The organism is uncultured Thiodictyon sp., assembly GCF_903946935.1.
Classification (GTDB): domain Bacteria; phylum Pseudomonadota; class Gammaproteobacteria; order Chromatiales; family Chromatiaceae; genus Thiodictyon.
The window spans coordinates 22,899-48,777 of the sequence record NZ_CAJAXH010000119.1; the positions used below are offsets into that span (position 1 = coordinate 22,899).

The window sequence follows — 25,879 nt, forward strand, 5'->3', positions numbered from 1 at the left end:
TTCGTGTGCGGGGGACTCATTGAGTCTGCCCAGTGGTATTATGCGGGTGAGTAGACAAGCGGAACGGTGAAACATGCAACGATCCAACGCAACGACGGTCTTTCTGGTCATAGTGATCGGCGCAGCAGCCTTTGTCTGGTTCACCAGCCTTGGTTTGCCGCCGCGCGTCGCATCCCATTTCGGGGCCGCGGGTTTGGCAAACGGGTTCATGCCGCGCGATTTTTATGTCCGGTTCATGCTCGGATTCGTCGTTGTGTTGCCATCGGTGCTGGTGCTCCTGCCTGCCGCAGGCTTGCGCCACCCGCGGGCCCGCATCAACCTGCCGAATCGCGACTACTGGCTGGCCCCGGCCCGGCGCACCGCGACGGTCGTGGCGCTGCGCGCGCACATGGCCTATGTCGGCTGTCTCTTGGCGATTTTCCTCTGCTACGTGCATTGGCTCGTCGTGCGTGCCAACGCGCTGGCCCCGCCGCACCTGTCGATGCCGTGGTTTTTCGGCGGTCTCGCGGCGTTCGCCATCGCGACGGTTGCTTGGGCATTGCTCCTCATCAGGCATTTCCGTAACGTGCCGCGGTGAGTACTCGTGCATCGCCCGATCGACCAGAGCCGGCCGGGGGGCACCCCGTACGCGCAGAAACCGCGTTACCGCGCTTAACCAGTAATCTAGAGTGGTAAAAGATCAACCCTGTGCCGGCCCCTTCGTCGGAAATCCGATTCGGTCCCCAGGGCTGCGGCCTCCGCGGAGCGGGGGCCGCAGCCCTGGGGAGAGAACCCGCTTGGAAAGCCGCTAGCCTAGCGTTTAGTATTGGCGACCGCACCTTTGCCCTGGGTCCAGCAAGCACCAACGCGTCGATTTCGCTGGACGCCACCACCACCACCATGAGGACATGCCACATGTCGCACGACGATAAGGTTTACCCGGTCCCCGCGGCCATCGCTGCCAAGGCCCACATCAACGCGGAGCGCTACGCGGCGATGTACAAGGATTCGCTGGAGAACCCGGAGACCTTCTGGGCCGCGCAGGCCAAGGAGTTCGTGACCTGGTCCAAGCCCTGGGACTCGGTGCTGGACTGGAGCTTCGATGCGGAGGACATGCACATCGACTGGTTCAAGGGCGGCCAGCTCAACGTCTCCTACAACTGCCTGGACCGCCACCTGGAAAAGCGTGGCGAGCAGGTCGCGCTCATCTGGGAGGGGGACAACCCGGCCGAAGACCGCAAGATCACCTACCGCGAACTGCACGCGGAGGTCTGCAAATTTGCCAACGTCCTCAAGGCCCATGGGGTCAAGAAGGGCGACCGGGTGTGCATCTATATGCCGATGATCCCGGAGGCCGCGGTGGCCATGCTCGCCTGCACGCGGGTCGGCGCGGTACACTCGATCGTGTTCGGCGGCTTCTCCCCGGACAGCCTGCGCGACCGCATCCTGGACTCCGACTGCCGGGTGGTCATCACCGCCGATGAGAGTGTGCGCGGCGGTCGCAATGTCCCCCTGAAGAAGAACGCCGACACCGCCTTGGAGGAGTGCCCCAGCGTCGCCACCGTGGTCGTGGTGCGCCGCACCGGCGGCACCGTGGCCTGGAAGGAGGGCCGCGATGTCTGGTACCACGAGGAGATGGCCAAGGCCGCCCCCGCCTGCGAGCCTGAGCCGATGGACGCTGAGGACCCGCTCTTCATCCTCTATACCTCCGGTTCCACCGGCAAGCCCAAGGGCGCACTCCACACCACCGGCGGCTATCTGGTCTTTGCCGCCATGACCCACAAGTACACCTTCGACTATCAGGAAGGTGAGATCTACTGGTGTACGGCAGACGTGGGCTGGGTGACCGGTCACACCTATATCGTGTATGGCCCGCTGGCCAATGGCGCCACCTCGCTGATGTTCGAGGGTATCCCCAACTACCCGGACATGTCGCGTTTCTGGCAGGTCGTGGACAAGCACCAGGTCAACATCTTTTACACCGCCCCCACTGCCATCCGCTCGCTGATGCGCGCCGGCGAGGAGCCGGTCACTCAGACCTCCCGCAAGTCGCTGCGCATCCTGGGTTCAGTGGGCGAACCGATCAACCCTGAGGCCTGGGAGTGGTACTATCGGGTGGTGGGCGACAACCGCTGCCCCATCGTCGACACCTGGTGGCAGACCGAGACCGGCGGCCACCTGATCACCCCCCTGCCGGGCGCCACACCGCTCAAGCCAGGTTCTGCCACCAAGCCCTTCTTCGGCGTGGTCCCGGCCCTGGTGGATGCGGCCACCGGCACCCTGATCGACGGACCGGGCGAGGGCGCGCTGGTGCTCACGCGGCCCTGGCCGGGCCAGATGCGTACCGTCTACGGCGATCATCAGCGCTACATCGACACCTATTTCAAGCAGTACCCCGGGAGCTATTTCACCGGTGACGGTGCCCGCCGCGACGCGGACGGCTACTACTGGATCACCGGGCGCATCGATGACGTGCTCAACGTCTCCGGCCACCGCCTGGGGACCGCGGAGATCGAGTCGGCCCTGGTGCTGCATCCGCATGTGGCGGAGGCCGCGGTGGTGGGTTATCCGCACGACATCAAGGGTCAGGGCATCTATGCCTATGTGACCCCGATGCAGGGCATTGAGGGCACGGATGCACTCAAGAAGGAACTGGTGGCCATGGTGCGCGGTGAGATCGGGCCCATCGCCATCGTCGATCTCATCCAGTGGGCGCCGAGCCTGCCCAAGACCCGTTCGGGCAAGATCATGCGGCGCATCCTGCGCAAGATCGCGGCCAACGAGATCGACACCCTGGGCGATACCTCGACCCTGGCCGATCCGACCGTGGTCAACGATCTGATCGAGGGGCGCGCCAACAAGTAGGACGGCGGCGGGACGCACCGCGCATTGCGCGCGGGGCGTCTCCCGATGCAGTCTGATTCGATTAACTTATTGTTTCCCAGGGGTTAAATTGAGTTCTCATCGTCGTGTGGGCGTCTTTGTCGACGCCGAAAATGTCCGTTACAACGGCGGCTACCAGATGCGTTATGACGTCTTGCGCCGGTTCGCCGCCCGCGAGAACGGGGTCCTGCAACGTTTGAACACCTATATGGCCTTCGATGCCGAGCGCGCCCGGGAGGATATGGAATACGCCAAGAAATCGCGCATCTATCAGCAGATGGTGCGCGACTTTGGCTGGAAGATCACGGTCAAGTTGGTGCGCCGCTATACCGATGAGGCCGGCAATGTCACCACCAAGGCCAACGCGGATCTCGATATGGCGGTGGATGCCATGCTCCAGGCCGACAAGCTCGACCAGGTCCTGCTGGTCACTGGGGACGGCGATTTCATCCAAGTGGTGAATGCCCTGCAGAATAAGGGCTGTCGGGTGGAACTGATCGGCTTCAAGAACGTCTCCCGCGATCTTCAGCGGGAAGTGGATGCATTCTATTCCGGCTTTCTGATCCCCGATCTGGTGCCCGTCTCCTATGAGCCGCGCAATGAGTGGGGCAAGTCCGGCTCGTGCGTACGTGGGGTCTGCACCAAGTGGATTGCCGACAAGGGTTATGGCTTTTTGCGGATCATGGACCACATCTCACCCGACCTGTGGGTCACGGACCCGCGGGCGGAGGGCTCGCCCTACGCCAGTGTCTTCTGTCATGTCAACGAGTTGGCTGACGACGTCACCGAGGACCTGTTGATGAATCGGGAGACCGTCCTGGAGTTCTATGTCAACGAGAGTGAGCAAAAGGACAACGGACTGGTGGCCAAGAACGTCAGGCTCGCCTTTTCAGTCAACCGCTAGCCCGGTCAGGGCGTGACGTGCGCGTACCGACACCGGTAAGGGTCCTGGTGTCGACGCCCGCCAGGGCGTGGCGCTACGATGGGTCCGGCCATGGCGGGGAGCGATGGCGGACGGTATAGCTCGGATCGTGGCCCCGCACCCCGCGGGGCCGCCCGAATCGGACAGGCATCCAATGGCGACCACTCAGACCTCCATGAAACCCTCGGGCCTCGCCTCGCGCCTGGTACGGGACCGTTTGCTGACCGAACAGCAGGCGGCGGACGCGACCACCGAGTCGTTGCGCCGTCACGAGCCCTTCGTGAAGTATGTGGTCGATCAGAAGCTGCTCGACAGTCGGCAGATCGCCATTGCCGCGTCTCATGAGTTCGGCGTCCCGCTGCTGGACTTGACCTCCATCGAACTGGCGGATATGCCGCTGAACCTGGTGGATGAGAAGCTGCTGCGCAAGCACCGGGCGCTGCCCCTGTTCCGCCGCGGCAACCGCGTCTTCCTCGCCTTGTCGGACCCGACCAACAGCCAGGCCCTGGAGGAGATCCGTTTCAACACCGGGCTCGCCACGGACGCAGTGCTGGTGGAGGAGGACAAGCTCGCGGCCGCCATCGACAAGGCCATCGACTCCCAGGACACCACCATGACTGACCTCATGGATACGGACCTGGAAAACCTTGAGCTCGCGGGGGATGACGAGGACAAAGACGACGATGCGGACCTGAACGTAGACGAGGCCCCGGTGGTGCGCTATGTCAACAAGATTCTGGTCGATGCAATCACCGGCGGGGCCTCGGACATCCATTTCGAGCCCTATGAGAAATACTTCCGCATCCGTTTCCGCCAGGACGGTATGCTGCGCGAGGTCGCCAATCCGCCGCTCAACATCGCCGGGCGCCTGGTGGCCAGACTCAAGGTCATGTCGCGGATGAATATCGCCGAGCGCCGGGTCCCCCAGGACGGGCGTATCAAGCTCAAATTGAGCCGCAGCCGCGATATCGATTTTCGCGTCAACACCCTGCCGTGCCTCTACGGTGAAAAGGTCGTCCTGCGGATACTGGACTCCACGGCGGCGCAGGTGGGAATCGAGGCGCTCGGTTTCGAGGTGGAGCAGCGCGAACTCTTCCTTGCCGCTATCGCCAAGCCGTACGGCCTGGTGCTGGTAACCGGACCCACCGGCTCCGGCAAGACCGTGTCACTCTATACCGCGCTCAACATACTCAATAAGCCAGATATCAACATTTCAACGGTCGAGGACCCGGTTGAGATCCAGGTCCCGGGCATCAACCAAGTCAACCTGAATCCCAGGAGCGGCCTGACCTTCGCCTCGGCCCTGCGCGCCTTCTTGCGCCAAGACCCGGATGTGCTAATGGTGGGCGAGATCCGCGACCTGGAGACGGCCGAGATTGCGGTCAAGGCGGCCCAGACCGGGCATATGGTGCTCTCTACCCTGCACACGAACGATGCCCCGCAAACGCTCACCCGACTCGCCAACATGGGGGTGGCCCCCTTTAATATTGCCTCGGCGATCCTGTTGATCATGGCCCAGCGTCTGACCCGACGGCTGTGTCCACACTGCAAGCAGCCCGCGGATATACCGCGCGAGGCCCTGCTCGAGGAGGGGTTTACGGAGGCGGAGGTCGACGAAGGCATCACCATTTACCGCCCGGTCGGGTGCGAACGCTGCAACAAGGGCTATAAGGGCCGGGTGGGCATCTTTCAGGTGATGGGGATATCCGATGCCATCAGCCGGCTCATCATGGAGGGCGGTAACGCGCTCCAATTGGCTGACCAGGCAGCGCTTGAGGGTGTAGCCAACCTGCGGCAGTCGGGCCTGCGCAAGGTTAAATCCGGGGCCACCAGTCTGGCCGAGATTAATCGAGTCACCAAGGACTGATAGCGATGGCATTGGCAACAAAAAAGAGGGCAAAGCCTCAACCTGTGGCTGAGAAGGCCTATGTGTTTCACTGGGAAGGCACGGATCGGCGCGGCGTCAAGGTCAAGGGCGAGACCCGTGCCTCCAACATCGCCACGGTGCGTGCCGACCTGCGGCGTCAAGGGGTCAACGCCACCAAGGTCAAGAAAAAGGCCCAGTCGATCTTTGGCGGCGGGAAGAAGATCACTGCCGGTGACATCGCGATGTTCAGCCGCCAACTCTCCACCATGATGGCCGCCGGTGTCCCACTGGTCCAGTCATTCGATATCGTCGGACGGGGACACGACAACCCCTCCATGCAGGACCTGATCCTTGCCGTCAAGCAAGATGTCGAGAGTGGCACCCAACTGGCCGAGGCCTTGGGAAAGCACCCGCTTTATTTCGACGACCTGTTCTGTAATCTGGTCGCCGCCGGCGAGCAGGCGGGTGTGCTCGATATCCTGTTGGATAAGATCGCCACCTACAAAGAAAAGACGGAATCGATCAAGGGCAAGATCAAGAAGGCCCTATTCTACCCCACGGCCGTCATAGTCGTCGCCATCCTCGTCTCGGTGGTGATCCTGCTGTTCGTCATCCCCCAGTTCAAGACGTTGTTCAGCAGCTTTGGCGCGGACCTGCCGGCCTTTACCCTGGCGGTGATCGGCCTGTCCGACGTGCTGCGAGATTGGTGGTGGGCGGTCGGTTTTGGGCTTTTCGGAGTCGTGTGGGGGATCGGCTATGTGTTCAAGCGCTCACGGAAATTCCGCGAGATCGTGGACCGCGGCATACTCAAGATCCCGGTCATCGGTAGTATTCTCAACAAGGCCTCATTGGCACGCTTCGCTCGCACCTTGTCGACCATGTTCGCTGCTGGCGTACCCCTGGTCGAGGCGCTTGAATCCGTATCCGGCGCCACCGGTAACATCATTTACCAGGAGGCGGTGCTCAAGATGCGCGAGGAGGTGGCGACGGGGCAGTCACTACAGCTCGCGATGCGCCAACGCAATCTTTTCCCACATATCGTGGTCCAGATGACCGCCATCGGCGAGGAGTCGGGCGCCCTGGATGACATGCTCGGTAAGGTCGCCGATTTCTACGAGGAGCAAGTCGATAACGCCGTGGACAGCCTCAGCAGTCTCATGGAGCCCATGATCATGGTGGTCATCGGCGGTATGGTGGGTAGCCTGGTGGTGGCCATGTATCTGCCGATTTTCAAGCTCGGCTCAGTCGTCTAAAGCACTGGCCACTAATCACTGAGCCCGACCATGCCGTGGATTGAAATCTTTGCCCAGAACCCGCCCCTGCTCTACGGCTCTGCCCTGGCCCTGGGGCTGATCATCGGGAGTTTTCTCAATGTCGTGATTCTGCGCTTACCGCGGATCATGGAGGCAGGGTGGCGGCGCGAATGCGCCGAGCTGTCAGGGTCGGCCACCGATGGCGACTCACCGGCGCTCAGTCTCGCCCAACCGCCGTCCCAGTGCCCGGCCTGCGGGCACCGCATTCGCGCGTTGGAGAATGTCCCGATCCTCAGTTATCTGTTTCTGCGCGGGCGCTGCTCCGCCTGCGGGGTGCATATCGGCCTGCGCTATCCGCTCATCGAGGGCCTCACCGCGCTGCTCACCCTGATGGTGGTCCTGCATTTCGGCCTGACCTGGCAGGCCCTGGCCGCGCTGCCCTTGACCTGGGCCCTGATCGCGCTGGCCTTCATCGACTACGACACCCAGTTGTTGCCGGACTCCATCACCATCCCGCTGCTGTGGGTCGGCCTGCTGTTGAGCCTGTTCGGACTCTTCACCGACCCCAGGTCCGCGATCATCGGTGCCGCCGCCGGTTATCTGAGTCTGTGGAGCGTGTTCCAACTGTTTCGCCTGGCGACCGGCAAGGAGGGTATGGGGTACGGCGACTTCAAGCTCTTAGCGCTGTTTGGGGCCTGGTTCGGCTGGCAATTGCTGTTGCAGATCATCCTGCTCTCGGCGGTGACCGGGGCCCTACTCGGTACCTTGCTGATCGTCACCGGGCGCCACGGTCGCGGCGTGCCGATGCCCTTCGGCCCCTTCCTGGCCGTGGCCGGCTGGGTCTGCCTGATCTGGGGCCAGCCGATCAACGACGCCTATCTGCGGATCAGCGGTCTGTCGTAAGCGGGCCACGTGCTTACAATCGGGCTCACCGGTGGGATCGGCAGCGGCAAGTCCACGGTGGCCGAGCGCTTCGCCGCCTTGGGTGCGGGGGTCATCGACACCGACCTGTTGGCCCGGGAACTGACGGAGCCCGGCACGGCGACCCTGGGGCGCATCGCCGCCGCGTTCGACGCTGTCCTGCAACCGGATGGCCAGTTGGATCGTGCCGCTTTACGCGCCCTGGTCTTCGCCGACCCGGCGGCACGGCGGCGGCTCGAGTCCATCCTGCACCCGCCGATCCGCGCCCTGATGCTTGAGCGCGCGGCGCAGTTGCCGACCCCCTACGCGGTACTGGTCATCCCGCTGTTGTTTGAGACCGGCCAGGAGACCCTGGTGGATCGGGTGCTCGCGGTGGACTGCCCGGAACCGTTGCAGATCGAACGGGTGTGCCGCCGCAGCGGGCTTGCCGCGGCCGAGGTTGCGCGGATCGTCGCGACCCAGGTACCGCGCATCGAGCGCTTGGCGCGGGCCGACGAGGCGATCGATAACCAGGGCGAGCCGGCGGAACTGGGGCCGCAGATCGAGCGACTGCATCGGCGCTATCTGGCCCTGGCGCGCTCGGCTTGAGGCTTTGCAATAAGTCGGTGTGAGCGAGTGGATCGGACATGGTGCAGCGCCGGCGTCGGGTCGGCCCGCTCCCGCCGGGCTATTCCGGGCGGCGCCACCGTGCCACCCAGCGCCTTAGCCACCGTTTGACCGCGCGGCCGGTACGCCAGGTCCACCGGATGACACTAATTTATTCTGGATCTCCAATACTGGGGTTCGCGGTGCAGATGAGCGACCGCAATGATAACGATTTCAGTGCGTCTCACTGAGTAGATGAGGCCATAGGGAAAGCGCTCCAACTGACATCGCCGGATTGATCCGTCCAGCGCTTGCCAGGCGGTGGGGAATGTCTTAATCCGCTCAACTGCCTCCCATGCCTTGTCCCGGAACTCGTTGCCCAATCCTGTTCGCTCGGCGTTATAGTAGCGGACGGCCTCAGCCAATTCGCGTCGGGCGGCCACTAAGAAACGAGTTCTCAAGTTTTTCTACCCAGTTCAGCAAAGACCTGATCGGCGTCAACCGCCTCCAGATCCCCAGCGTCGTATGCCGCAAGGCGATCTTCCGCCTCTTTGAGCCACAGGGCATCCAGGGAGGGGTCCGGCCGATCAAGGCTGGCGATAATCCCTTCGACCAACGCGGCCCGTTCGTTTGGCGGCAGTGAAATGACCTGACTTAGCAGCCGGTTAGTGGAATCTTGCATGGTGTTATCTCTTTTCGTTCCCGCACTCCGCGTGGGAATGCTGCCTTGGCCGCTCCGTAGGGACGGTTTTCAAGCCCGCCTCAACGCGTAGCGATTTGCTCCCACGGTGGTGCATTGGAGCAAGATCAGGAGAGGTTAAGCGGATTGTTCAAGTTGCGTCGCGGCGCATATGCTGCACCGCCAGACATGCACATCTCCGATCGATGCAACATTATGAAGCGTCTGTTTGCCACAGTGACGGCACTTGCAACCTTGTCCTGATTCTCCTGCCGATGGTTTATCGAACGGTCCCCACCAGATCGCGGCGCAATCTTCGCTCCAGGTGCCAGACGGGACGCGGAGCGCCCGCCCTTGCTTCCACGCTGGAGCGTGGGAGCCAGATGACCCGGAGTTCCTACCCCGCCATTGCCGCCTTCAACTCCGCCGCGTATTGGTCGGCATTGAGCCCAACCAACAGGTGTAGCACATTGTCCGGCAGTCGCAGGATGCCCTGCACCCCGGCGGCCTGGAGTGCGGCTTCATCCAGTTTGGCGCCATCCGTGACCGTCACCCGCAGCCGGGTCTCGGCGGCGGCCTCTGCCTGACGCACATTGCCCGTACCGCCCAGGCTCGCCAGTATGGCGCGGGCCTTGGCCGGGGCATTGGCGTCGCGGGCGCGCGGCTTCAATGCATCGGCCTTGTAGTGGACCTGGGGTGCGTCGGCCCCTTCCGGCAATTCGGCCTCGGGGCCGGCGTTGGCCAGGTATTCCTCCATGTCGGTCTTCAGATTGTCCGATTTAGGCCCAAAGATCGCCTGGAGGTTATTGCCGACCGTCACCACACCGGCCGCGCCCAGGGCCTTGAGCTTGTCCGGATTGGCCTTACCCATCTCCTTTACCGCCACCCGCAGCCGGGTGATACAGGCGTCCAGGCCCAGGATGTTGCTCTTGCCGCCGAAGGCCAGGACCAATTCCTTTGCAAAGTCGTCTGCGACCATTGTCTTGGCGTCGCCCGCGTCGATGGTTTCGAGCTCACGCCCCGGGGTCTTGAGGTCGAGCCACTGAATCAGCGTGCGGAAGACCACATAATAGACCACCGCGAAGATCGGCCCCAGCACCAGGATGATCCAGGGCTTGATGTCATTGACATAGTAGAGCGCGTAGTCGATGAAGCCGTGGCTGAAGCTATAGCCCAGACGCGCGCCAAGCAGGTAGGTGCTGAGATAGGCCGCGCCCACCAATACGGCATGGACAACATAGAGCAGCGGGGCGACGAACAGGAAGGCGAACTCCAGCGGTTCGGTGATGCCGGTGAGGAAGGCGGTGAGTGCCGCGGAGCCCATGATACCGGCCACCCGCGCCTTGTTCTCCGGCTTGGCGCAGTGATAGATGGCGAGCGCGGCGGCCGGCAGGCCGAACATCTTGAAGACGAAACCGCCGCCCAGGATCGCCGCCTCATAGTCGCCGGCGAAGAAGCGATTGAGCACACCATGGACGACCTTACCGGTCGTCGGATCGACATAGGTGCCGACCTCGAAGAAGAAGGGCACGTTCCAGATGTGGTGCAGACCGAAGGGCAGGAGCATACGCTCCACCACGCCATAGATGGTCACCGCCGCCGCCGGGTTGCCATAGGCCGCCCAATCGCCGAAGTCGCGAATGGCCGCCCCGATCGGCGGCCACACGACCGCGAGGATCGCCGCCAGGCCAATGGCCGCAAAGGACACCGCGATGGGCACGAAGCGCTTGCCGGCAAAGAACCCGAGATAGGCCGGGAGCGAGATCCGATAATAGCGATTGAAGAGAAAGGCGGAGAGCAGTCCGATCAGTATACCGCCGAAGACGCCGGTGTCGATCGACTCGATCCCGAAGATCTTCTTGATCTCGGCGCGGCTCTTGGCGGCCGGGAAGGGCGCCAGCTCACCCTGGCCGGCATCGTAGAGTGCAATCGCACCTCCCGAGTTCCGATCGGCCCGGATGATGAATGGCACCTTGATCTGCTCGCAGGTGAGGCTATGGTCCTTGGCCTCCGCGACCCTGACCTTCTCCAGCGTACGCCCGTCCTTATCGAGACAGAGGAAGCGCGCGCGCTCCGCGTCGTATTCCACATGCACGGCCTTGCCGCCGTCGCCGGCGATCTTGAGCGGCTCCACCGGCGCCACCCAACCGATGAACAGCAGGCCGATGACGCCGAGCGCGGCCAACAGCACGAAATAGCCGACGGTGGCGGCCATGGCCGCCACCCCGTCATTCTTGGTAAAGCCCAGGACCACGCCGATGGCGAAGATCAGGGGCAGGATCATAAAGATGGCATCGCCGGAGGCGGACATGATCCGCCCGATCTCGGCCAGCCAGGGGGTCTGCGCCTCGCGGGCAATGGAGGAACCGACGCCTAAGAGGATACCGGCCACCGGCAAGACCGAGACCGGCAGCATCAACGCCTTGCCGATCTTTTGCAGCCCGCCGAAGGTGCTGCCCCAAACGGTTTGAAGACTCATCTGTTTCTCCAGGGCGAATGCCGATTCAATAGTCCAGGGGCACCAGGGCGCGCACCGCGGCGGCGCTGTCCTGGGTCAGTGCCTGTGCCGCCAGGGCCTGGCATTGCGCCAACGAGTAGGCGCGCACCTGCGCCTTCACCGCCGGAATGGACGGCACGCTGACCGACAGTTCAGCCACCCCCAGCCCCACCAGGATGGGCACCGCCTGCGGATCGCTCGCGAGCCCGCCGCAGACCCCCACCCATTTGCCCTCGGCGGTCGCGCCCGCGACCGTCTGGGCAATGAGTTGCAGCACTGCCGGGTTCATGGCGTCGGCCTTGGCGGCGAGCTTGGGATGACCGCGGTCCATGGCCAGGGTGTATTGGGTGAGGTCGTTGGTGCCGATGGAGAAGAAATCGACCTCGCGGGCGAATTGGCGGGCCAGCACGGCGGCGGCCGGCACCTCCACCATGATGCCCAACTCCACCGCCGCGCCGACGCCCAGCCGCGCGCGCTCTTCTTCCACCAGCCCTTTCACCGAGCGGATCTCATCGAGCGTGGCGATCATCGGGAACATCATCCGCAACCGGTGGCCCTCACCGGCGCGCAGGATGGCGCGCACCTGGGTCCGCAGGATCTCCGGGCGGTCGAGCCCGATACGCACCCCGCGGATGCCGAGCATCGGGTTCTCTTCCCGTGGCATGGGCAGATAGGCCAGGGGCTTGTCCCCGCCGACGTCCAGGGTGCGGATGATCATTGGCCGTCCGTCCAGTACCTCGGCGATGGACGAATAGATGGCGTATTGCTCGTCCTCGGTGGGGGCGGCGGTCCGGTCCAGATAGAGGAACTCCGAGCGCAGCAGGCCCACGCCCTCCCCACCCAGGGGGAGCGAGCGTGCCGCGTCATCCAGGCCGCCGATATTGGCGACGACCTCGATCCGCTGCCCATCGCTGGTGACCGCGGGGTCCATGGCCGCGGCCAGGTCATTGGCGCGCCGCACCGCCAGGCGCTCCTTGAGCGTCTTGATGCGTTCGATCTCCGCCGGGTCCGGGTCCAGGCGCAGGCTGCCCTTGGACCCGTCCAGGATCACCGGCGTGCCGTCCGCCAAATCCATCGCGCGGGGCTCGATACCGGCCACCGCGGGCAGGTCCAGCGAGCGGGCGATGATGGCCACATGCGAGGTCGCGCCGCCGCCCACCGTCGCAAAGCCCAGCACCCGGGTGCGGTCGAGTCGGGCGGTATCCGACGGGGTGAGGTCCTCGGCAATCAGGATGGTGTCCGGCGGGGCCGGCGGCTCCTCCAGCGGGGTGCCGGTGAGGATGGCCAGCACCCGCCGGCCGACGTCGCGCAGGTCATTGGCGCGCTCGGCGAGCAGTTGATTGCGCAGCCGCGCCAGACTCTGCGCATGGGCGGTAAAGGCGGCGCGCCAGGCGAAGGCGGCGCTCTTGCCCTTGGCGATGGCGCTGTCGGCGATGTCCAGCAGCCCCGGGTCGCCGAGCAGCTCCTGGTGGGCGGCAAAGATGGCCGCCTTGGCCGGATCGGCCTGGCCGCGCAGCTCCGCCTGCAAGGCCTCGAGTTGATTGCGGGCCAGATCCAGCGCGTCCTCCAGCCGGCGGCGCTCCTGGTTGGGGGGCTCGCCGGTCTCCTGGACCTCGATCTCCTCCCGGCGCAGCCGCCACACGCGCCCCACCGCGAGCCCCGGCGAGGCGGGTACGCCGAGCAGCAGTTGGGGGTCGTCCGAGCGGGGGCGCGGGGCCGGGGCGGCATCCGCGCTCACCTCGGTGGTGGCCGGCGCCGGGGCCGGCGTGCTGCCCTCGTCGCCCAGACCGGCGGCCAGCTCCGGCACCAGCGCGGCCAGCGCCGGCGCCGCGTCCGGACCCTCGGCCACCAGCACCACCTTGTCGCCCTGCTCAATGGCCAGGCCCATGATGGCGACCAGGCTCTTGGCGTTGGCCTGGTCGTCACCGCGCTGGATCAGGATGCGCGCCTGGTAGCGCTTGGCCAGGTTAGCCAGCACCGCCGCCGGGCGGGCGTGGAGGCCGGTCGGGTTGGGGATCAGCACCGCCTCGGAGATCAGCCGCTTGCCGGATGCCGCTGCCTCGTCGGCAACCCCCTCGGCCAGGTCCAGGGTGAGCACTGTGTCGACCCCGGCCTGCACCAGACCGGTGGCCGGATGGTAGGCCGCCACGCGCTCGCCGTTGGTGACGACGATCTGGGTCAGCAGGCTCTTGGCGTGGGTCGCCAGGTAATCCGCGTCGAAGGCGATCAGCGGATCGCCCAGGACCACCATCGCGCCGGCGGCCACCTTGGGCGTGAACCCCTCGCCCTGTAGGTTCACCGTATCCAGTCCGATGTGCATCATCAACTCGATGCCCTCGGGCGTGACCAGCGTCACCGCGTGCCCGGCTCTGTGTACGTTGGTCACGGTCCCCGCGCAGGGGGCGAGCAGGACCTGGCTCAGGGGGTCGAGCGACAGCCCGTCGCCCACCATCTTCTGCGCGAACACCGGGTCGGGGACCTGTTCCAGGGGCAGGGTGACACCGTCCAGGGGCGCCTTCAGCTCAATCGTTCGCACCGCGATCTCCTCTATCTGGTGATGACTGGTCGCGTCGCCCCCGCCATGGGGTTGCACGCGGGAGTTTCCAGGGCCTCGCTCGGCCAGCCACCGAGCCGTACCCGGTCGGGCGGCGGGAGGCGGTCGGCGGCGCCCAATCCTGGCAGGGAGCGCAGTCCAGGGCAACTGTCAATGCGCTGGAAGTTATGCGCCCCGCCGGATAGCATGAGCGAGCCCCCAGCCTGAGTCTCCCGCCATGGACATCGAGCAGCCCCGGCTTCCACTCTCCCTCTACAGCTTCCGCTACCTGGCGGACGCCGACTTCCGGCCCGCGGCCGATCCCCGCGGGCTCTGGCACGGCGTTTTTGGCCTGCACCTGCGGCGGCAGTGCTGTGTCGTCCCCGCGACCGATTGCACGGGCTGTCTGCTCCTGCACCAGTGCCAATACAGCTACCTCTTCAGCGGCCCGCGGCCCCCCGCGTCCGACCTGATGCGCCGCTATGACCGGGTCCCCGTCCCCCACGCCTTTCGGATCGACCAGGACTATCCCGAGGTCGTCCGGGCCGGGGAGGCGCTCGCGGTCTCACTGGTGCTGGTCGGTGAGGCCAACACCCGCCTGCCGCTCGTCATCCAGGCCCTGGCCGCGGCCGGGCAGGCGGGGCTCGGACCCCAGCGCGGCCGGGTCTGGCTGCACGACGTCACCCAACACCTGCCCGACGGCCGGCCGCCCCAACTGGTCGGCAGCCATGGGCGCCTACTCGCCGTGCAGCCCCCCGAACCGCCGCCGACCCCGCCGGCACCCGCCGCCGTACGCATCCGTTTCCGCAGCCCCTATAAGGCGTCCGGCCAGGCCGCCGGTGCCGGCGGTTTCAGCTTAGGCCCCTTCCTCATGGCCCTGGTGCGCCGCGCCAGCCTGCTCCAGTATTTCTATACCGGTCGCCAACTCGAGGCCCCCTTCGACACACTCAAGGCCGCCAGCGAACGGGCGCAGGTCATCGAGCGCGCGCTGCGCCACCAATCCGCCAGCCGCTTCGCCGCCCGCCACGGTCAGCGGGTCGACACTGGTGGGCTTATCGGCCATGTGGACCTCGACCTGAGTGACAGCACGGCGCTGTGGCCTTATCTGCATCTGGGGCAATGGCTCAATGTGGGGAAGAATGCGAGTATGGGGTTTGGGTGGTATGAGTTGTTGAGCCTGGCGGGATGAGGCTGCGTAGGAGCGGCGACCCGCCCGCCACTGGAGGTCGAGGCTTTAGCCGGTGGCGGCCTCCCAAATCATCCAAAAGGCTTGGTCATCACGCAGTACAAGTTCCAACAGCCGCTGCGCAACCGAGGGACTATCCATACATCACCTTGCCCTCCCGCAGTGCCCAGTACAAGGCGCTACCGGGTTGGTCGCCCCAGCGCGCGACGTCCTCTGTTGAGTAGACCAGCACATCCACCGGCAGACGCAACGGGCGCAATGCCCGGCGCAGACGCACCATTTCCCTGGCGTGGTTCTCCACCCCTGACTCGATCACCAGGAAATCCAGGTCGGAGTCCGCACCGGCATCGCCCCGGGCATAAGAGCCGAACAGCAGGATACGCGTCGGTCTTGCCGCCTCCGAGAGGACGCGTACCGCGGCGTCGATCTGGGGGGCGGTGATCATAGGACTAGCCACTCTTGAGTGATTGCCGGAAGGGATCGCGTGTCCACAGGGGCGGTGCAACCGCTACCCCAATTCATCGGACAAGGGGTCTTGATCATAACTGCTGCCACACGGCATCTCGTGACACCGCTCGAGCGGTGTCACGCATGTGTTGGGCGCTGTGCGCCCGGAAGCCCGCGCCCGGAACGATCATCAAAGCCGGACAAGGATTCTCCGGCAACCCAATCAATGACCAATTCACCTCGTCAGGCCATTCGCTCCAGCCAGCCCAATTCAAAATCCACCGCAGTCATCTCCTCGGCAGTAAGCATCATGCCCTCGGGGAGTCGTGTGATCAGGCGCAGCACCAAGGCCGTGTCGCCCGGCTGCATGGCGATCGTTATCCTATTGCATGCAACCTCAAGATCCAAGAGCCGGCTAAGAAACACCGCCGCGGCACCATGCCCGACGGCCGACACGAATCCCGCGGTCAGTCGCTCCGCGGCTTGTGATGCGGTCAAGGGCCCGGTAAAGCGATAGTCGCCATAAGCCGTGAGTACCGGGGTGTTCAGAACGTAACAGGTCATAGTCAGAACCTCGGATGACGCAGGGGACCGAAATTCACATAGTGCCCCTGCTCGTTTTGGTACAACAGCACGCGGCATCCGGCGTTGGCAAATTCCGCGCCGACCACGGCGGAAGCGAACACGGGACCGGCGTGAAAGTAATGAAGTACGTCGGCCCCGCAACGCAGGATTTCAGCGGCCGCGGCCTGGATGTCCAGCACCAGTCCCGGGGCATCGCTGGGTTCCAGCCAGGCGTCACGGCTCACCACAAAGATATGCTCCTCCGGAATGGCCCTCAGGTCGTCGTAACCCGCGCGGAAATGCTCCACGGCCGCCCGGATGTTCTTATTAGGCAGTAGGTCAACGATCAGGATCGCCGGCCGACTCCCCGCCTGACGACTCACCTCGTCCTGCCAGCGGCGATGGCGATAGCGTCGTCCGATGACCAAGTCCCACCAGGTCCAGAAGATGGGAACCGAGACGATCACACTGAGCCAGATGCTGATCGGATTGAGTACACTATCGGTCGCAAACTTCAAGAAATCGAGCATGGATTGTGGCCTGTGATCGAGTGAGAAATGACGCAGGCAATTGGCCCGCAGTGATCGGGATCGCGACCTAGGACTCGCTCGCTAATTCGGCATGCGGGGTGCCGTCCGTCCCACGGTCAGCCGCGAACAGCGGCGGATAGATCCGCTCCGACTGGTCATTGAAACTGGTGATCCAGGCGGCCGGCAGATCGCGTGATTCGAGCAGGTCCACGCGAAACGGCAAGTCGCTGTCTTCAAAATCGGCGCGCAAGGTCGCGAGGACCAGATTCGGCAGTGGCTCACCCCCCATCACCGCCAGGTCCAGGTCCGAATAGCGCCAGGCCCGACCGTTCACCCGCGAACCGAAGGCTCGGACTTCGCGGTTCGGCAGATGGCGTGCGATTAGCTCGCGTACGATCGCAAGCTGTTGTCTTGTCAGGTCAAGCATCTGCCGCCCCGCGTACCTGCAAGCGGCCGAGCAGAGCGCGCGCGGCGCGCGCGAACTCCGGCAGTACCGCCGCGACCTCGGCCGCCTTTATGGCATCGTAAGTATGTGAGGTGATATTGCGCTTCTCCCGATATACCAGCCACCCCGCGACATCATCAATCAAGCCCTGCTCCGCGCCCGCGCGCATCAAGGCCCGCCAGGTCATGGAGTCCACCTCCTGCGCATTGGGCAGGTCCATTTGCAACCGCCGCTTGAGCATCTTCCAACTCAGCTCAAAGGTGAATTCAAAGCGATGGATGCACGCATCGCGCACTTCTTCGTCAGTCGGCGCCCCGGCGAAGCGTGAGAGGCTGCGGTCGAGGGCGGCGAGGGCGCGTTCCAGTGGGGTTAAATCGAGCATGGTAATGCGTCGCGTTACTCGCTATTGACGGCAAACTAGCGCTTCAACCAGCGATTTATACGCGTCAAGGCTGTTCTTTAATTCGGCTCGCAGTTCTTCCTCCTTGTTCGGTTTAGTGCCCATGGAACAGTGGGCGACGTCATTACGTAAGCGGCTAAAGTCGTCTATCTGTTTGGCAATTTTCCTGGCATCATCAATGCTCGACGTGTTAAAGGTCAAAATGAACCTCGGCTTCTTTTGTACACACGACTCTGAGAATTTCGACTTTTCAAGCAACGGAAACCAGCTTTGTTCAATCTGGGCACGCTGATCAGCGAACTTCTTTTGATCAAGTCGATTCGGTTGCAAATGCGGCTCTGCAACGTACACGACAGTGAATGCTGTCAGCAGTGACTCCCTCAGTAGACCGTAAAGTTCCGCGTATCGACGAGTGAACCATAAGCGGTCCGCTAGAACAGCTGCCGCCTTGAGTCCATCTAAACTCACCGGGTCCGGCCCTACGCCGTTGGGGGCGAGTTGATCTATCTGATCCCTGAAATCCTGAAGATCATTGCTAACCGAGGGATAAGCATCTTTCAAATAATCGAAGGATTCAGATAATGCCTGCTGAACTGCCGGGGCACTGTCTTTGAGAAGGTTCGGAATACGCATCAGCAATAGATCGTCGGCGAACTGCCGCATCGGTTCGGCCAACTTTATTACCTCTGTGATCTGCGAATTCTTGAAAAACATGGCTAAGTCATCGGCGCGCCCATGACGGGAGAACGCATCCAGCGCATCGCTGAGCTCAACTCCTTCGACAAATGGCGTCAAATCCCATATCGGAATGATTCTATTCTGTTCCGCATCTTTGGCGGCATAATAGATGCGATGGCGAACGGTACGCCCCCGCCGTCGGTTGCTGGCTTGGGCAAATGCGAGCGCTGAGGCACCAAGAAAGGGGGCAGCGCGGAAGCCGCGCGTAATGTCCACGCACACGTAGTCCGCTTCCTGGGAAAACCGTTCTGCCGAACTCTTCTCGGCGATCGAAAATTCATCCAAATGCGATATTGGGTCCCCGCCCAGCGCGAGTCGAAGATTCTGGAAAAAGCGCCAGAAGACATCTCGGTTGCTGGGGTTCAGTGCAGCTTCATTGTAGCGAACAAAGGCGATCGGTATCTTGCAGCGGTCCGGATAGCCGGCGTCCTTTGCATCTTGCTGAAGATAACCTTGCCATTCACGATACGCGAGTTCGCTACCGATGATCAATACATGAATATGTGCCCCTGGACATGACTCCTGACAATCGTCCACAAGAACATTCCACGGAAGCCGCGTTTGCGCACCTGTCGCCTGATCCAGCCTATCAAGGCGAGCGTAACTTGTTTCTTCGTCATCGCCACGAGGACCTAGAAATAGCACAATACGTGCATTCATGGGATCACCTTTTTCAGAATCTCGTCGAGCCTGTCTTTGCGCCGCTTGCGCAGGCCAGCATGCTCGACAAGTGGTGTGAGAAGCTTCTGGGCGACGGTGTAGTCACTTGGTGAAAGGGTATTGAGAAGGTCGTCCGTGATTAGACGGGCAAGGCGTTCCGCGATCGGCGGGGCCTGGTCTCGGTTAGGCGGGTTGAGAACCGCTGAAACTGAATTCTTAAGAGACTGTAGCGCTTCGGTCAATGGTGCCGCTGATGCCGCCATTCCTGCGCCCGCCAGCTGCGCCCTCTCCATCCTGCCCGCAGGTTCCTCCGCTATGCGATGCAAGCGGCCATAGCCAGCCCGGGTCTTGGCGCCTACACCCCATTGCTCCAACGCATCGAGCAGATGCCGCATGGCGAGTTCCGCGCCTTCACCTTGTGCGCTTGCCGGCGAAATCGCGACTAGGAAGCGCATCTTGGGCTTGACTGTCAGGAAGGTTACCGGGTTTGGGTCTGTCCAGTCATTTGGGGGTTCCGCTCCGAAGTTTCGGTAGTACTCCTTCTGGTGTGGGGTCAGCACATCGGAGCACAGCGGATAGTCGTCTCCGCTCGGTACAAGCCAAGCGTCCTCGAAGACAACCCCGCCCGATTTCCCCTCTTGCTCGCCGCTCTCGCCGAGTGGGAGGTTTGGCGCGCCAAATATGGCCCGATGATAAACCCCCGGCGCGCCCTGCGGGCGGCCGCCGGCGTCGTATTGCACCCCTTTCCACTCAGCGTCGGTCGCGGCTCCCCAGGTCGCAAGATAATGGTTTAGCAGGCCCTTCAGTGCCGTACCGGGCAGCAAGGGTACCCCGTAGACGTGGTGGAGGGTGATCCCGACCTCCGTCGGTGCCGGATTACCGTGGCCCAGCAGCAACCGGCTGGTTGCTTCCACGGTTTGCATCACTGCCCGCGACTCCTGCAACGCGCGCCGCCAGCGGTGCCAGGCGACTCGGTAGGCCGCACTCATGGGGATTCCGGTAACATGTCGGAGCAGTGCGTCCTGATCCTCCGGGGATCGCATGTGGCCGACATCCGGCACTTTCCGATCGGACCGGCCTGCGGTTTCGTCACCGTAGATCAGCGGTACGTAGCGCTCATAAAGTAGCCCCGGATGGGCGCTCCGCGAGTCGATGCTTCGGCCGAGGGTATTCGCCAGCGCGGTACGCATAGATTACTCCTTGTCATCACCGAGAATTTGACCGGCCCGTTTGAGCCAAACCGAGAGGGCCATGATTTCGCGAGTCACTCGCATGTAGGTCGCTCGGTCCAGGTCCCGAACCTCAATGAGAAAGCTGGTAACCCGTTTCGGCGCGGGCAAGTGACCGAGCTTGGTCAGATGTTCGCGAATCTGTTTGCAGAGGTCGTCCGCAATATCCTTAGTCGGCCCGCGGTGCAGGAAGGCAAGTGCTTGCAGCAGACCGGATCGCTGAATCTCCGGACCGAACCCACTCACGGCCTGCAGCCAAGTCGTGCGTCGCGCCCCTTGCGTGTCATCGATAGCCGCGTACGCACGCTTCATGCGAACCTGCTCTAGTGTCTTCAGTGTCATCGCCGTTCTCCCGTGACCGGTACGAGCCGGGCACGACCGCGCCCTACAGTGGCCTTTCCGCCAAATTGCAGGTTCGCCCGCTCTTCTCCCAGGCAATAGTCAAGCCATTGATCGGGTCTTTCTCCGCTCTTGATCACTGCGGCTACCCCGAGAAGCAATGTCTCGGCGGGTAGACTTTCCTCGTACCACAGGGCGCCGTCCTGAACCACGCCCTGCTCATTGATCCGCACCCGCGCGTCAACTTGGGTGGAATGCTCCCACAAGAAAGTCATCGTCTCGTCGTCTACCACGGCGAACCGCTCCGTGAAAATCTCGACGTCTTCCTTGAGTACGAGTTGGCCCAGCGATTTCGCCCAAAGGCTGACGAGATCCTGTTCCTTTTCGTTCATCGGGCACTCCAAATCCTCAAGAAAGACGTGTCCGTTGGCAGCCAACACCGTGGACTGAGTGACTCCGATCCAACCCTTCCCCTTGACTGAATATGCCCCTGGGATCTGATGGGACCACTCTAAATCGCGCCGCGCGAGACGTAGCAATAGGGGCGAGGTGACCCAGGCGAATGTGCCGTGGAAGCTGCGCACGGGCAGTGCCAAGAGCCGAGCATCGCCAAACGCCAACGCGCCGGAGAAACGGGTGTCCTCCTGACCGAGCTTCACCGGGGGACCGAATACCGCGTTGTGTAGTCCTTCCTCACGATAGGCGTCTCTTAGAACCCCTTTGACCGAGCTTCCAGGCAAGTAAGGAATGCCCGTCCCGCGCAGGCGGGCGATGGGCAAGTCAATGGCGCCTTGTGCTTGCCCCGTACCCGGATGGAGAGGGGAAAGTGCGTGGATGAAGTATGCGCGCTGCATGATATCGTTTCTCGTTGATTTCCAATTCAGATGCTTACCGGCCAAGCCCCGGGGAGTATCAGGCCGAAGCCGTCTCGGATGGCATCACCCGCTTGCTGGATACTCGATAGCCAGAGGCTTTGGATGTCCGTCGACGTGAACGGAGCGGACAAGGACTCAAGATAGTACACGGTGCCAGCGGCGACACAGGCGACCGACGGCTTAGGCTTTTGGCTTAATAAGTCCCAACCGCTAATCCAGCAAGCGCGGTCCAGAAACGCACTGCGCAAGGCCACCAGACGGTTAATGCCCGGCAGTATCCCCTGGAACCGGTAGCCTTCTTCAGTTGCGGTGGGCGCGAGCCAATCCGGGCGCCAACCCGTATTGAAGTAGGCCGGTGTTACGAGCAGCAGGCGCAGAAAGCGGCTCTCGTCCCAATGATCGGCCAATCGGTCGGGGGCGGCGAGAACCTCAGACGGAAGGATCTTCGCGGAAGCAAAACGTCCCTCGCCGCCAATTCGCCAAATCGGCGCGGTGATGTCTTGTCCCTCCGGCACGCCATTTATGCGTAAGGCCAAACCCAACTCATAAATCACGCGGCGCGCGCCAGCGATCAGGGGCTCAGAGGTCGCGTGGGCAAACAGGTACTCGTCCTTGGCCGCAAGGGTTGCGGGGTCGAGGCCGACGTGGGTATCCACACGCTGCTTTGGTTGCGGCGACGCTCGCTCGTCGTGGGACTGCGGCCCGCGCAGCCAGTCCACGGTCTCATCGTGCGACCAGAGCAGTCGGGGCGAGAGTGGCTTGATGCGCTCGTCTGGGATCGGCAACCACAGGCCCTCCGTGGCGGCCACCTCTTCCGGTTGGTCGGTCCAGAGCCCGCGCGCTCGCCATCGCACGACATCGCGAGGGCGGGGTTCGAGCCAGTGGATGCGCGCATCAGGCGCGTCGCGTTGTCCGGTCTTCGGATGCGGGAGGCGCAGTGCGTCTTGCGGCGCGGGCCACAAGGGAAACCACCGCTCTGCGTCGATCGGGCGTGTCACCACCATTGGGCCATGTACCGTCACTTGGCCAAGGATGCTTTGCCAGGCGTCACGATCTTCACCATAGGTCTGTGACAGACCTTGCAGTCGGCCGATCACGGTGCGGGCTGCGCCAGCCGTGGTGCGGGGTCCCGGCCAGGGCAAACCACTGGCGGTCACACCCCCGGCGAGATCAAAACCGCGGGCATCTTTCAAGGTTAGTCCGTCACGCGGGCTCAACACCAGATCAATCGCCATGCTGAATCTCCAATGCGATTCCTCGTGCCGCTACATTCTTGACATTACGCTCGGCATCGGCAAGCGCGCTGGCTATCATCGCAGCATCTACCCAGTCGCGCAGCGCATCAAGTACGGTATCGACGCGGGCGTCTTCACGTGATGGGAGCCCGAGACCGATGTCCTCGGGTGTGATCCGCTGTTCGGTCCCCTCCGGCCGCTTGCGCGCCAGTATTCGCAGTACCTCCAGTCGCCACGTCCTGCCAACGATGCGATCCCTGGGGTCTGGCTCCTGCTCGACATCTTTCAGGATCTTACGAATTTCATACGGCAGCTTTCTTGGGAGCCGGCCGTCGCTAAGCAAGCCAACAAGGTCGTTGAGGCGCCTGCCGGGCGACTGTTGCTGGCCCCATTGAGCACGCCACTTGATGGTATCACCACTGCGCTTGTCGAAAATGACGCCAAGGGCATTGCGCTGACGCGGATCGCCATCGGCGAGATTCTCCCCCTGCTTGGCAAAGCTTTCCGCTTCGCGGGCGAGGCCGAGCAGATTACCGAGGGGCTTCAAGAAGTGCGCTATGCCGATCCCGACGGAGAGGGTCGGTGGTTGATCATCACAGTCTGGGAATGTTTCCAGAAATATGGGTTGTACTACGTCGATGAAGGCTGCTCTGAGGGCTTCGGCGCAGTTCGCCGCGTGAAGGACCGGGAGGATTGCGACTACGTCGTCCCCGCCGGCGTAGATGTGCAGACCGGAATGTTCTTCGACGATGTCACGTACACCCTGTGAAAATTTAGCCAGGGCTTCCGACAGGCGTGATTGCCGTATCGCCGAGCCAAGCCGACCCAGGGCCTTCCCCATTCGATCCCCGTCGGCGTGTAGGCAGGCAACATAGGGGTAGGGCTCCGGGATCGATAGGTTCGCACGAAAAAGTCGCTTGACGTAGGGGTCGAAAAAGCCCTTTAGGCCAAGCTCCTTGCTCAAAGCGGGCCATTGCCCCTCAAAGAATATCTCGCCGTCATATAGAAAGGCGCCCCTTAGCCAGCGTGTAACGCCACGCTGACACCGAGGAACACCTTGCTTCTCGCATTCGGCCTCGAGTGTTCTGAGCGCTATATCGAGTGATCGGTGTGTTGTTGCCGCCTCATCAAGCGCCTTGAGCCAAGGCTCCACGGCGACCCTGGCGATGGGAACGAATTGATCCGGATCGCCACCAGCCCGTTTGACCATTCCAATTGCGTCCAAGTGTTCCTGCGGACTAAGACGGAATCGTAAGGCCAATTTTGATGGATGCTCGCCATATTTGCGATCGACCAGAATGCTCTCGCGCTGGCCATCAAGGCTCGACTTTCGACGAGGTCCGCCTTGCCATTGGCGAAAATCGCGCAGTACCTTACGTGCTGCCACCGCCTGTTCAGCTGCTAAACGAGCAGACTCGAACTCACCGTCCGCCTCGTAAGTTGACCAGCCACCAATCACTTCCAAGAAGGATTCGATAACCGCCTCCGGTGATTCATGCGCACCCAATTGGTGGGCAATGAGCCCCTTGGCCCGACCGTTGGCCTCCTTAGCAAAGTGTTTCCAAATGTTGGCGGCTGCAATCCTTGCCGTAGATACGGCGACCGTCGTTGTCACATCATCACCGCTTTGACGGGTTGCCACAATCTTGTTAGCAATACCGAGAGGCGGTACGCCAGTCTTGGGGCGTATCGCACCATCGCAACGGCTAAGTTCAATGTCTCCCGCAGCGAGCGCCGGAAATACCAGACTCCAGCCGGACTCGGCCAAAGAGCACGCGGCGCCCCTGCACATCTCAGACAAAATGTGGGACCCAAACCAAAGGTCACGCATCCGGCGCGCTTGTCCGATAAATTGTTGTACGGGACCAATAGCGACAATCAGCACGGTGCGGCTCATAGGGTACCCCCGGTTAGGCGCAAGTTAGTCTTGAGCCAGTCCATGAATGCATCCTCCGTACTGGTCTTTCCGGTCAACGGAGTAAACAGCGGCGAAGTCAGCATCTGCCCGATAGGCGCCGGGCTTCGCAAAGAACCCTTAGCTTTGATACCTACCACGGCTTCTTTAGGCAGGGTACGACTCAGCCAAAGGGCAGCTGCGGCGAATTTACCGTTGCGTGCCTGGATCGGCTTAACCAGCAGCGGGCTGGTGAGGCGTTGGCTTGGTGCATGCGGGTCACCGGTCGGCGACCAGCCTAACTCGCCGGCTTGCGGTGGGCGGTTCGAGAAAAAGTTGCCGCTCCGATCCTTATTCTGAAACCGAAACTGGATCGGCAGGCCGAACACCGCGCGGGGCCAACTGATCGGATTCGCAGGGATTAGTGCGTTATGGTCGTAGGCTGCGAAGGCATGTCGGATCAGATCCGGTTCCGGCCAGCGGGAACGCCCGGGGCGCCCGGCGTTACCGCGCGCTAGCGACGATCGCTGTCGGGCAAATGGTCCGATGGTGGCAGTGTCCGTTCGAGCGGTATTGGTGCCTTGCCGAAAATCTCGCAACCAGCCGATAGCTTCATGCCAGGTGTCTGTGGCCGAGCGGAGTTGGCCGATGCAGAGTCGCGCGCCGGATAGCGACGGATAGACCGCATTGGCAGTTTGCCCCGATGACAACCAGGCGCCAATGGCGCCGAGATCCAGAGACTCCGGAAGCCAAATGGTTCGGGCTGTCTCATCGGGGATGCCAAGTGCGCCACAACCCCGGCGTGTGCGACCCCCGATGCCGCCGAAGAGCAACCACGCGCGCAGCGTGTGCTCGATCTGGCGTGTATCGGTTGCTGCATCGGCTCCCAGGATGAGACGCAATACCAGCGTGAAGCGGATGCCGGGTGCCCAGCGCTCCGCCGGCGACTCTCCTTGGGCCGTGGCACGGGCCGGCCAAAGCGCATAGGCGGCGGGATCGTCGAGTGTGACGTTCTCGTTGATCACGCGGCTAGTACCGCAGGATGAAAATCCTAATACCGTTTCTGAAGAGCGCGTTGTAAGAGGCTGTCTAAGAACCATTTTGAGATAGAGGCTTACTTAACGGCTAATAAATACGGCGTTTGATTATTGCAGATCTGCCGAAGAAGCAAGCGTCCGGATGCAATATAAACCTGTGTTTCGCTTGAAGTCGGTTTGC

General features: G+C 62.7%; 24 protein-coding genes. 8 read left to right on the forward strand and 16 right to left on the reverse strand.

Annotated features, from left to right (window positions below; translation table 11 throughout):
- Positions 1 to 73 precede the first annotated feature (73 nt).
- From QZX93_RS10345 to coaE, 7 genes are all read left to right on the forward strand, one after another.
- On the forward strand, positions 74 to 577 hold the full coding sequence (locus tag QZX93_RS10345) for a DUF1648 domain-containing protein (protein WP_295392244.1): 504 nt from the start codon (positions 74 to 76) through the stop codon (positions 575 to 577).
- A 317-nt stretch (positions 578 to 894) separates the two neighbouring features.
- Positions 895 to 2,844, forward strand: coding sequence for an acetate--CoA ligase (acs, locus tag QZX93_RS10350; protein ID WP_295392246.1), 1,950 nt, complete (start codon positions 895 to 897; stop codon positions 2,842 to 2,844).
- Positions 2,845 to 2,932: 88 nt separating this feature from the next.
- Entirely contained in the window at positions 2,933 to 3,766 is an 834-nt protein-coding gene (locus QZX93_RS10355) for an NYN domain-containing protein (RefSeq protein ID WP_295392248.1), read from the forward strand.
- Between the two features lie 172 nt (positions 3,767 to 3,938).
- Complete coding sequence (gene pilB / locus QZX93_RS10360) at positions 3,939 to 5,651, forward strand: type IV-A pilus assembly ATPase PilB (protein WP_295392250.1); 1,713 nt, start codon at positions 3,939 to 3,941, stop codon at positions 5,649 to 5,651.
- 5 nt (positions 5,652 to 5,656) lie between these two features.
- Positions 5,657 to 6,904, forward strand: coding sequence for a type II secretion system F family protein (locus QZX93_RS10365; RefSeq protein ID WP_295392252.1), 1,248 nt, complete (start codon positions 5,657 to 5,659; stop codon positions 6,902 to 6,904).
- Positions 6,905 to 6,934: 30 nt separating this feature from the next.
- Positions 6,935 to 7,807, forward strand: a complete 873-nt coding sequence (locus QZX93_RS10370; RefSeq protein WP_295392253.1) for an A24 family peptidase — start codon at positions 6,935 to 6,937, stop codon at positions 7,805 to 7,807.
- Positions 7,808 to 7,816: 9 nt separating this feature from the next.
- Positions 7,817 to 8,413, forward strand: coding sequence for a dephospho-CoA kinase (coaE, locus tag QZX93_RS10375; RefSeq protein WP_295392254.1), 597 nt, complete (start codon positions 7,817 to 7,819; stop codon positions 8,411 to 8,413).
- 164 nt (positions 8,414 to 8,577) lie between these two features.
- On the opposite strand, the gene QZX93_RS27340 is transcribed toward coaE, so the two are convergent.
- The 4 genes from QZX93_RS27340 to ptsP all read right to left on the reverse strand — a co-directional run bounded on the left by QZX93_RS27340 (position 8,578) and on the right by ptsP (position 14,179).
- Positions 8,578 to 8,853: a type II toxin-antitoxin system RelE/ParE family toxin gene (locus tag QZX93_RS27340; RefSeq protein ID WP_366760137.1), complete on the reverse strand. Its 276-nt coding sequence runs from the start codon at positions 8,851 to 8,853 to the stop codon at positions 8,578 to 8,580.
- 14 nt (positions 8,854 to 8,867) lie between these two features.
- A complete protein-coding gene (locus tag QZX93_RS10380) occupies positions 8,868 to 9,092 on the reverse strand; it encodes an addiction module protein (protein ID WP_295392255.1) in 225 nt (74 codons plus the stop codon).
- A 394-nt stretch (positions 9,093 to 9,486) separates the two neighbouring features.
- On the reverse strand, positions 9,487 to 11,568 hold the full coding sequence (locus tag QZX93_RS10385; RefSeq protein WP_295392256.1) for a PTS transporter subunit EIIC: 2,082 nt from the start codon (positions 11,566 to 11,568) through the stop codon (positions 9,487 to 9,489).
- A 25-nt stretch (positions 11,569 to 11,593) separates the two neighbouring features.
- Positions 11,594 to 14,179 carry a phosphoenolpyruvate--protein phosphotransferase gene (ptsP, locus tag QZX93_RS10390; protein ID WP_295392257.1) on the reverse strand — a complete coding sequence of 862 codons (2,586 nt, stop codon included), beginning with the start codon at positions 14,177 to 14,179 and terminating at the stop codon, positions 11,594 to 11,596.
- A 178-nt stretch (positions 14,180 to 14,357) separates the two neighbouring features.
- On the opposite strand from ptsP, the gene cas6 reads away from it, so the two are divergent.
- Positions 14,358 to 15,308 (forward strand): CRISPR system precrRNA processing endoribonuclease RAMP protein Cas6, encoded by a 951-nt coding sequence (gene cas6, locus QZX93_RS10395; protein ID WP_295392258.1) that lies wholly within the window; start codon positions 14,358 to 14,360, stop codon positions 15,306 to 15,308.
- A gap of 130 nt (positions 15,309 to 15,438) precedes the next feature.
- Here cas6 and QZX93_RS10400 read toward each other — a convergent pair whose 3' ends face one another.
- The 12 genes from QZX93_RS10400 to QZX93_RS10455 all read right to left on the reverse strand — a co-directional run bounded on the left by QZX93_RS10400 (position 15,439) and on the right by QZX93_RS10455 (position 25,686).
- Positions 15,439 to 15,750 (reverse strand): nucleotidyltransferase domain-containing protein, encoded by a 312-nt coding sequence (locus QZX93_RS10400; RefSeq protein ID WP_295392259.1) that lies wholly within the window; start codon positions 15,748 to 15,750, stop codon positions 15,439 to 15,441.
- Between the two features lie 245 nt (positions 15,751 to 15,995).
- Positions 15,996 to 16,316, reverse strand: a complete 321-nt coding sequence (locus QZX93_RS10405; protein WP_295392260.1) for a DUF1874 domain-containing protein — start codon at positions 16,314 to 16,316, stop codon at positions 15,996 to 15,998.
- A 2-nt stretch (positions 16,317 to 16,318) separates the two neighbouring features.
- A complete protein-coding gene (locus tag QZX93_RS10410; protein WP_295392261.1) occupies positions 16,319 to 16,846 on the reverse strand; it encodes a hypothetical protein in 528 nt (175 codons plus the stop codon).
- Positions 16,847 to 16,913: 67 nt separating this feature from the next.
- On the reverse strand, positions 16,914 to 17,273 hold the full coding sequence (locus QZX93_RS10415; protein ID WP_295392262.1) for a nucleotidyltransferase domain-containing protein: 360 nt from the start codon (positions 17,271 to 17,273) through the stop codon (positions 16,914 to 16,916).
- Positions 17,266 to 17,673: a nucleotidyltransferase substrate binding protein gene (locus QZX93_RS10420; RefSeq protein WP_295392263.1), complete on the reverse strand. Its 408-nt coding sequence runs from the start codon at positions 17,671 to 17,673 to the stop codon at positions 17,266 to 17,268. The genes QZX93_RS10415 and QZX93_RS10420 overlap by 8 nt, the downstream gene beginning before the upstream one ends.
- 21 nt (positions 17,674 to 17,694) lie before the next feature.
- On the reverse strand, positions 17,695 to 19,089 hold the full coding sequence (locus QZX93_RS10425) for a TM1812 family CRISPR-associated protein (RefSeq protein WP_295392264.1): 1,395 nt from the start codon (positions 19,087 to 19,089) through the stop codon (positions 17,695 to 17,697).
- On the reverse strand, positions 19,086 to 20,279 hold the full coding sequence (gene cmr6, locus QZX93_RS10430) for a type III-B CRISPR module RAMP protein Cmr6 (protein WP_295392265.1): 1,194 nt from the start codon (positions 20,277 to 20,279) through the stop codon (positions 19,086 to 19,088). Before cmr6 ends, QZX93_RS10425 begins: the two co-directional genes overlap by 4 nt.
- A gap of 3 nt (positions 20,280 to 20,282) precedes the next feature.
- Entirely contained in the window at positions 20,283 to 20,660 is a 378-nt protein-coding gene (locus QZX93_RS10435) for a type III-B CRISPR module-associated protein Cmr5 (protein WP_295392266.1), read from the reverse strand.
- On the reverse strand, positions 20,657 to 21,511 hold the full coding sequence (cmr4, locus tag QZX93_RS10440; RefSeq protein ID WP_295392267.1) for a type III-B CRISPR module RAMP protein Cmr4: 855 nt from the start codon (positions 21,509 to 21,511) through the stop codon (positions 20,657 to 20,659). The genes QZX93_RS10435 and cmr4 overlap by 4 nt, the downstream gene beginning before the upstream one ends.
- A gap of 26 nt (positions 21,512 to 21,537) precedes the next feature.
- A complete protein-coding gene (locus QZX93_RS10445) occupies positions 21,538 to 22,767 on the reverse strand; it encodes a type III-B CRISPR module-associated Cmr3 family protein (protein ID WP_295392268.1) in 1,230 nt (409 codons plus the stop codon).
- Entirely contained in the window at positions 22,757 to 24,664 is a 1,908-nt protein-coding gene (gene cas10 / locus QZX93_RS10450; RefSeq protein WP_295392271.1) for a type III-B CRISPR-associated protein Cas10/Cmr2, read from the reverse strand. The genes QZX93_RS10445 and cas10 overlap by 11 nt, the downstream gene beginning before the upstream one ends.
- On the reverse strand, positions 24,661 to 25,686 hold the full coding sequence (locus tag QZX93_RS10455; RefSeq protein ID WP_295392273.1) for an RAMP superfamily CRISPR-associated protein: 1,026 nt from the start codon (positions 25,684 to 25,686) through the stop codon (positions 24,661 to 24,663). The genes cas10 and QZX93_RS10455 overlap by 4 nt, the downstream gene beginning before the upstream one ends.
- Positions 25,687 to 25,879 lie beyond the last annotated feature (193 nt).

Excerpts from the sequence above, each read along its gene's own strand:
- QZX93_RS10345 (WP_295392244.1), top strand. The coding sequence starts at position 74 with ATGCAACGATCCAACGCAACGACGGTCTTTCTGGTCATAGTGATCGGC.
- acs (WP_295392246.1), top strand. The coding sequence starts at position 895 with ATGTCGCACGACGATAAGGTTTACCCGGTCCCCGCGGCCATCGCTGCC.
- pilB (WP_295392250.1), top strand. The coding sequence starts at position 3,939 with ATGGCGACCACTCAGACCTCCATGAAACCCTCGGGCCTCGCCTCGCGC.
- QZX93_RS10365 (WP_295392252.1), top strand. The coding sequence starts at position 5,657 with ATGGCATTGGCAACAAAAAAGAGGGCAAAGCCTCAACCTGTGGCTGAG.
- QZX93_RS10370 (WP_295392253.1), top strand. The coding sequence starts at position 6,935 with ATGCCGTGGATTGAAATCTTTGCCCAGAACCCGCCCCTGCTCTACGGC.
- QZX93_RS10380 (WP_295392255.1), bottom strand. The coding sequence starts at position 9,092 with ATGCAAGATTCCACTAACCGGCTGCTAAGTCAGGTCATTTCACTGCCG.
- QZX93_RS10385 (WP_295392256.1), bottom strand. The coding sequence starts at position 11,568 with ATGAGTCTTCAAACCGTTTGGGGCAGCACCTTCGGCGGGCTGCAAAAG.
- cas6 (WP_295392258.1), top strand. The coding sequence starts at position 14,358 with ATGGACATCGAGCAGCCCCGGCTTCCACTCTCCCTCTACAGCTTCCGC.
- QZX93_RS10400 (WP_295392259.1), bottom strand. The coding sequence starts at position 15,750 with ATGATCACCGCCCCCCAGATCGACGCCGCGGTACGCGTCCTCTCGGAG.
- QZX93_RS10405 (WP_295392260.1), bottom strand. The coding sequence starts at position 16,316 with ATGACCTGTTACGTTCTGAACACCCCGGTACTCACGGCTTATGGCGAC.
- QZX93_RS10410 (WP_295392261.1), bottom strand. The coding sequence starts at position 16,846 with ATGCTCGATTTCTTGAAGTTTGCGACCGATAGTGTACTCAATCCGATC.
- QZX93_RS10415 (WP_295392262.1), bottom strand. The coding sequence starts at position 17,273 with ATGCTTGACCTGACAAGACAACAGCTTGCGATCGTACGCGAGCTAATC.
- QZX93_RS10420 (WP_295392263.1), bottom strand. The coding sequence starts at position 17,673 with ATGCTCGATTTAACCCCACTGGAACGCGCCCTCGCCGCCCTCGACCGC.
- QZX93_RS10425 (WP_295392264.1), bottom strand. The coding sequence starts at position 19,089 with ATGAATGCACGTATTGTGCTATTTCTAGGTCCTCGTGGCGATGACGAA.
- cmr6 (WP_295392265.1), bottom strand. The coding sequence starts at position 20,279 with ATGCGTACCGCGCTGGCGAATACCCTCGGCCGAAGCATCGACTCGCGG.
- QZX93_RS10435 (WP_295392266.1), bottom strand. The coding sequence starts at position 20,660 with ATGACACTGAAGACACTAGAGCAGGTTCGCATGAAGCGTGCGTACGCG.
- cmr4 (WP_295392267.1), bottom strand. The coding sequence starts at position 21,511 with ATGCAGCGCGCATACTTCATCCACGCACTTTCCCCTCTCCATCCGGGT.
- QZX93_RS10445 (WP_295392268.1), bottom strand. The coding sequence starts at position 22,767 with ATGGCGATTGATCTGGTGTTGAGCCCGCGTGACGGACTAACCTTGAAA.
- cas10 (WP_295392271.1), bottom strand. The coding sequence starts at position 24,664 with ATGAGCCGCACCGTGCTGATTGTCGCTATTGGTCCCGTACAACAATTT.